The organism is Sorangium sp. So ce295 (assembly GCF_051527405.1).
GTDB classification, from domain to species: Bacteria; Myxococcota_A; Polyangia; order Polyangiales; family Polyangiaceae; genus Sorangium; species Sorangium cellulosum_B.
The window spans coordinates 5,826,501-5,832,500 of sequence record NZ_CP150324.1 but is presented as its reverse complement, the minus strand read 5'-3'; the positions used below and the strand labels follow the sequence as shown (position 1 = coordinate 5,832,500).

Annotated in this window: 2 protein-coding genes (1 of these 2 cut by a window edge); one reads left to right on the top strand and one right to left on the bottom strand. The window is 74.6% G+C overall.

The genetic code is table 11. The annotated features are described in order from the left end of the window. Positions 1–4,724, top strand: the 3' portion of a protein-coding gene (locus WMF11_RS22050) for an Lhr family helicase (protein WP_437978796.1). It extends 178 nt beyond the left edge of the window; the window shows 4,724 of its 4,902 coding nt (coding positions 179–4,902); the start codon falls outside the window, past its left edge; its stop codon occupies positions 4,722–4,724. A 245-nt stretch (positions 4,725–4,969) separates the two neighbouring features. Here WMF11_RS22050 and WMF11_RS22045 read toward each other — a convergent pair whose 3' ends face one another. After that, positions 4,970–5,284 carry a KGG domain-containing protein gene (locus WMF11_RS22045; RefSeq protein WP_437554545.1) on the bottom strand — a complete coding sequence of 105 codons (315 nt, stop codon included), beginning with the start codon at positions 5,282–5,284 and terminating at the stop codon, positions 4,970–4,972. Positions 5,285–6,000 lie beyond the last annotated feature (716 nt).

The following is a 6,000-nucleotide window of genomic DNA, read 5'->3' as shown; positions in this document are numbered from 1 at the left end:
CCGCCTTCCTTGCGGCCATCGACCGGCTCATGGCGTCGCCCGAGCCCGAGGCCGCCGAGCGCTGCCGCGTCGTCTACGTATCGCCCCTCAAGGCGCTCGCGATCGACGTCGAGCGCAACCTGCGCGCGCCGCTCGCCGGCATCGCCGCCGCCGCCGAGCGCCTCGGCCTGCCCTACCGCGTCCCCCAGGTCGGCGTGCGCTCCGGCGATACCGCGCCCGAGGACCGCGTCCGGCTCGCCAAGAGGCCGCCGGACATCCTCATCACCACCCCGGAGTCGCTCTACCTCCTGCTCACCGCGGCCGCGCGCGATCGGCTGCGCGCCGTCGAGACCGTCATCATCGACGAGATCCACGCGCTCGTCGCGACGAAGCGCGGGGCGCACCTGGCCCTGTCCCTCGAGCGGCTCGAGGCGCTCCGATCCGCGCCGCGGCCGATGCAGCGCATCGGCCTTTCCGCCACGCAGCGGCCGCTCGACGAGGTCGCGCGGCTGCTCGGCGGCGGCGAGACCGACGGCGCCGGCGGGCGCTTCGCGCCGCGGCCGGTGACCCTCGTCGACGCGAGCGCCCCGAAGGCCCTGGAGCTCCGCATCGAGGTGCCCGTCGAGGACATGACCAAGCTCGGCGAGGCCGCCCGCGCTGGCGAGGGCCCGAGAGGGGCGCCCGCCGAGCCGGCGCAGCGCTCGATCTGGCCGAGCATCCACCCGCGCCTCGTCGAGCTCGTCCGCGCCCACCGCACCACGATGATCTTCGTGAACAGCCGGCGCCTCGCCGAGCGCCTCGCCGCGGCGCTCAACGACACCGCCGGCGCCGAGATCGCGCTCGCGCACCACGGATCGATCGCCCGCGAGCAGCGGCAGCAGATCGAGGAGCGGCTCAAGGCGGGCCTCCTGCCGTGCATCGTCGCGACCTCGTCGCTCGAGCTCGGCCTCGACCTCGGCTCCGTCGACCTCGTGATCCAGCTCGAAGCGCCGCCCTCGGTCGCCGCCGGGCTCCAGCGCGTAGGGCGCGCGGGGCACGAGGTCTCCGGCACGTCGCGCGGCGTCGTCTTCCCGAAGCACCGCGGCGATCTGCTCGCGTGCGCCGCCGCCGCGTCCCGCATGCGCGAAGGCAAGGTCGAGGCGACCCTGTACCCGAGGAACCCGCTCGACGTCCTCGCCCAGCAGATCGTCGCCATCGCCTCGATGGACACCCTCCACGTGGACGCGCTCTTCTCGCTCGTTCGCCGGGCGGCGCCCTTCGCCGAGCTGCCCCGCGCGAGCTTCGAGGGCGTGCTCGACATGCTCTCCGGCCGCTACCCCTCCGACGAGTTCGCCGAGCTCCGGCCCCGCATCGTCTGGGACCGGGTGGGCGGCGCCGTGCGCGCCAGGAAGGGCGCGAAGCGCCTCGCCGTCGTCAACGCCGGCACCATCCCCGACCGCGGCCTCTACGGCGTCTTCCTGGACACCGGCGGCGACGCCGCGCGCCCCGGCCGGCGCGTCGGGGAGCTCGACGAGGAGATGGTCTTCGAGGCCCGCGAGGGCGAGGTCTTCCTCCTCGGCGCCTCCTCGTGGCGCATCACCGACATCACCCATGACCGCGTCCTCGTCGTCCCCGCCCCGGGCGAGCCGGGCAAGATGCCGTTCTGGCGCGGCGACCAGGCCGGGCGCAACGCCGAGCTGGGCGCCTCCATCGGCGCCCTCGCGCGGCGCCTCGCCGCGCTGCCCGACGGCGAGGCCGAGCGCACGCTCGCGGACGAGCATGGCCTCGACGAGCGCGCGGCCTCGAACCTCGTCCGGTACGTGCGCGACCAGGCCGCGGCCACGGGCGACGTCCCGAGCGACCGCACCCTCGTGATCGAGCGGTTCATCGACGAGGTCGGCGACCACCGCATCTGCCTCCTCTCGCCGTTCGGCGGCCGCGTCCACGCGCCGCTCGCGACCTGCATCTCCGAGCGGTGCCGCCTCGAGCTCGGCCTCGCTGTCGACACCGTGTGGACCGACGACGGCATCGTCCTGCGGCTGCCCGAGTCGGAGTCGCCCCCCGACGCGAAGCAGCTCCTGCCGCAGGCCGACCAGGTGGAGGAGCTGCTCGTCCGCGGCCTCGGCGACACCGCCCTCTTCGCCTCGCGCTTCCGCGAGTGCGCGGGCCGGGCGCTGCTCCTGCCGCGCAAGTTCCCCGGCAAGCGCTCGCCGCTCTGGGCCCAGCGCAAGCGCGCCGCCGACCTGCTCGCCGTCGCGTCGCGATACGGCTCGTTCCCCATCCTGCTCGAGACCTACCGCGAGTGCCTGCGCGACGTCTTCGACCTCACGGCGCTCGAGGATCTCCTCAGGCAGATCGCCGCCCGAAAGGTCCGCGTGGTCACGGTCGACGTCCGCGCGCCGTCTCCGTTCGCGGCCACGCTGCTCTTCACCTACGCCGGCAATTTCATCTACGAGGGCGATCTGCCGCTCGCCGAGCGAAGGGCGCAGGTGCTCACCATCGATCACAGCCGCCTGCGCGAGCTGCTCGGCGAGGCCGAGCTGCGCGAGCTGTTCGACGCGGACGCCGTGCTGGCCCTCGAGGCGTCGCTCCAGCGCCTCGACGGCCGAGCGCCGCTCAAGCACGAGGACCAGGCGCACGATCTCCTGCTCTCGCTCGGCGATCTCACGCGCGACGAGATCGCCCGGCGCGCGGTCGGTCATGACGCCCCGCCCGAAGCGGCCCGCGAGCGCGCCGCCGCCTGGATCGACGAGCTCGTCCGGGATCGGCGCGCCATCGAGGTCCAGATCGGCGGCGAGCGCCGCGTCGCCGCAGCCGAGGACGCGGGCCGGCTGCGCGACGCCCTCGGCGTTGTGCCGCCGCTCGGCCTCCCGATCGCGTTCCTCGAGCCCGTCGCGGACCCGCTCGGCGAGCTGGTTGCCCGCTACGCGCGCACGCACGGGCCCTTCCGCGCCGACGACGTGGCCCGGCGCTTCGGCCTCGGCCCTGCGCCGGTGCTGGCCGCGCTCGCGCGCCTCGCCGAGCGAGGCCGCGTGGTCGAGGGCGAGTTCCTCCCCGGCGGCCGTGGCCAGGAGTTCTGCGACGCCGAGGTGCTGCGCTCGCTGAAGCGCCGCTCGCTGGCCCGGCTGCGCGCCGAGGTCGAGCCGGTCCCGCCGGAGGCCTACGCCCGCTTCCTCGCCGACTGGCACGGCCTGCACCGTCGCCGGCGCGGCCTCGACGGCTTGCTCGCGGCGCTCGAGCAGCTCCAGGGCGCGCCCCTCTCGGCCTCCGCCCTGGAGGCCGAGATCCTGCCCGCCCGCGTCGAGGGCTACCGGCCCGGTGATCTCGACGCGCTCTGCGCGGCCGGCGAGGTCCTCTGGCGCGGCGTCGAGCCGGTCGGCGACGGCGATGGCCGCGTCGCGCTCTACCTGGCCGAGGCCTTTCCGTACCTCGCCCCGCCGCCTGGCCGCGCCGAGGGGGCGCTCGCCGAGGGCATCCGCGCCGCGCTCGCGCGCCGCGGCGCGCTCTTCTTCTCCGACCTGTCGCGCGAGACGGGCGCCTTCGGCGCCGACCTGCTCGCCGCGCTCTGGGATCTCGTGTGGGCCGGCGAGGTCACGAACGATACGCTCGCCCCGCTGCGCGCCCTCGGCCGCGCGTCCGGATCGAGCGGCCGGCGGCGCGACCGCGATCGCGCTGCGTCCAGCCGCGGCCTCGCGGCGCTGCGGGCGCGCCGGATCGGCCCGCCGGGGAGCGAAGGGCGCTGGTCGCTGCTGTCGTCTCCCGGCGCGTCCGGCGCTGCCGGCGGCGCGCCCTCCGGCGCGCCTGGCGAGACCGAGCGACGCGCGGCGCTCGCCCGCGCGCTGCTCGAGCGCCACGGGGTGCTCACGCGCGAGGCGGCGGCGGTCGAGGGGCTCGCCGGCGGCTTCTCCGCCGTGTACGACGTGCTCCGCGCCATGGAGGAGGCCGGTCAGGCGCGGCGCGGCTATTTCGTCGCCGGGCTGGGCGCTGCGCAGTTCGCGTTGCCCGGCGCCGACGATCGCCTCCGGGCCTGCCGCGAGCCGTCCGACGATCCCCGGACGCTCGTCCTCGCTGCCACGGATCCGGCGAGCCCCTGGGGCGCCGCCGTCCGCTGGCCCGAGCTCCCCGCGCCTGTCGACGGCGGCACCGAAGGCGCCGTCCGCGGCCCGGTCCGGCCGCAACGGGCCGCGGGCGCCCTGGTGATCCTGCACGACGGCCGGCTGCTCGCCTGGATGGGCCGCACCGAGCGGAGCCTCACCACGTTCCTGCCGGAGGCCGAGCCGGAGCGCGGCGACGCGATCCGGGCCATCGCCTCGGCGCTCGGGGCGCTCGTCGACGAGGGGCGGCGGCGCGCCGTGCTCGTGGCCACGATCGACGGCGAGCCTGCGCACAGCTCCCCCCTCGCGCGCGCGCTTTCGGACGTGGGCTTCACCTCCGGAGCGCACGGCTACCTCAAGCGGGCCATCACGCCCGAGGGGGGCGGGTGGCGGCCGCGGCACGCGCCGCCCGCGAACGCGCCCGACTGGGCTCGCCGCGCGGCGGCGGCGGGCCTCGATGCGCCGGAGGACGAGGTCGACGGCTTCAGGCCGCCGCCCGGGCTCCGCTCGTGGCCATCCGGCCCTCCGACCGGTGGATGGAGGATGTCGCCCGCCAGCGCGACCGAGGGCGGCGCGCAGGCGGCGGACGGCGGCGCGCCGGACGAGAGCGACCTCGACGACGACCCGGCGATGTTCGAGGACGGTGCGGGGATCGACGACGGCTCGGAGTAGCCGAGGGGCTGGAGTGGCCCTCTCCGAACCAGTGATTCCGGGTACTGGCGTCTGGGTTAAAGCCATCACCCACCGTCGACCGGGGGGCGGGCGCGGCGGAGGGAGCGCTGCGGCGTCGCGCGTCTCGACAGCGCCAAGAAGGACCGCCGAGCAACCGTGAAAGGGGGAATACCTTTCGTGGTTCCTCGGCGGCTCTTCGTGGTCCTCGCGCCCTCGGGCGATCCCGAGCGGCGCGCCGGGACGGTCTAGTTCTGTTGGGGTTGTTCGTCCGCCTTCACCTGTTGCTCATGGCTTCCGCCGCGGCCCTTCCGGCTCCGGCCCTCGCCGTTCGTCGCCAGACTCCGCGCCTCGGCGCCCTTGCGCCCGATCTCGGCCATGTGTTCGCGGTTCTGACTGACAGCCTCGCCCCCCTTGCGGCCCGCTGCGCGCGCCTCCTCGGACGTGAACTCGTGCGCCGTGCCCTTCTCATGAGCTGCCTTGCCGCCCTGACTCGCGATCTGGCGCTGCTGATCCGCGTTCATCGCTGCGAAGCCTCGCTTGCTCTCGCTGGTCTGTCCCATGAATCACTCCTCGGATGGATTGCCTCGTGAACGCCACTCGACGACCGTGGCTACCTGCTGCTGCTTGGCCACATCAGGCCGGCGGTGCCGGCGACGCCGGGGCCATGCTGCAACGCGGGTGCCAGGCCGGGGAGCTCGGACGAATCTGCCGATGCGTCGAGGCCGGACAATTGATGACCATCGGGTCGCCAGGGTGTCGTCTCGAGGGCTCGCTGTGGCAAATTGCCTCACTGTGCGCTCCGCCGTGTCTGGTCGCCCCAGTCTGCGGGCTCCGTCGTGACAGGCTCACTGGAAGCGGCCGGTCGTCCGGATCGTCTTCTGTGGCTATCCTCTGATCGAACGAACCAGCGAGACCACTGCTACCATCGCGCAACACAAGAGCTCACGGTGGCCCTTTCAGGGTTCACCTGCGCGGCCGCCGCTGCTCACGATCGAGCGCCCGGCACCTCCGATGGCTCCCTTGCGCTCTGTCGACTCAGGCGAACCCGCTGGATTCTCGTGTGGTTGTTATTCTGCTGTGACATGGCTGAATCTGGATGGCCGAGGGGCCACCTTGACGGTCTTGTGACGGGCAGCCTTCAGGCGGGGCGTCGAAGGGCCGCGGCGCTGGCGCGTCGCGTCTTGACAACACGATGCCGCTGCCGCTCTCGTTGCACTGCATCATCACCTTCAGCGCCCGGCCCGACGACGAGGCTTCCGGGCGGCCGGGGTGACGA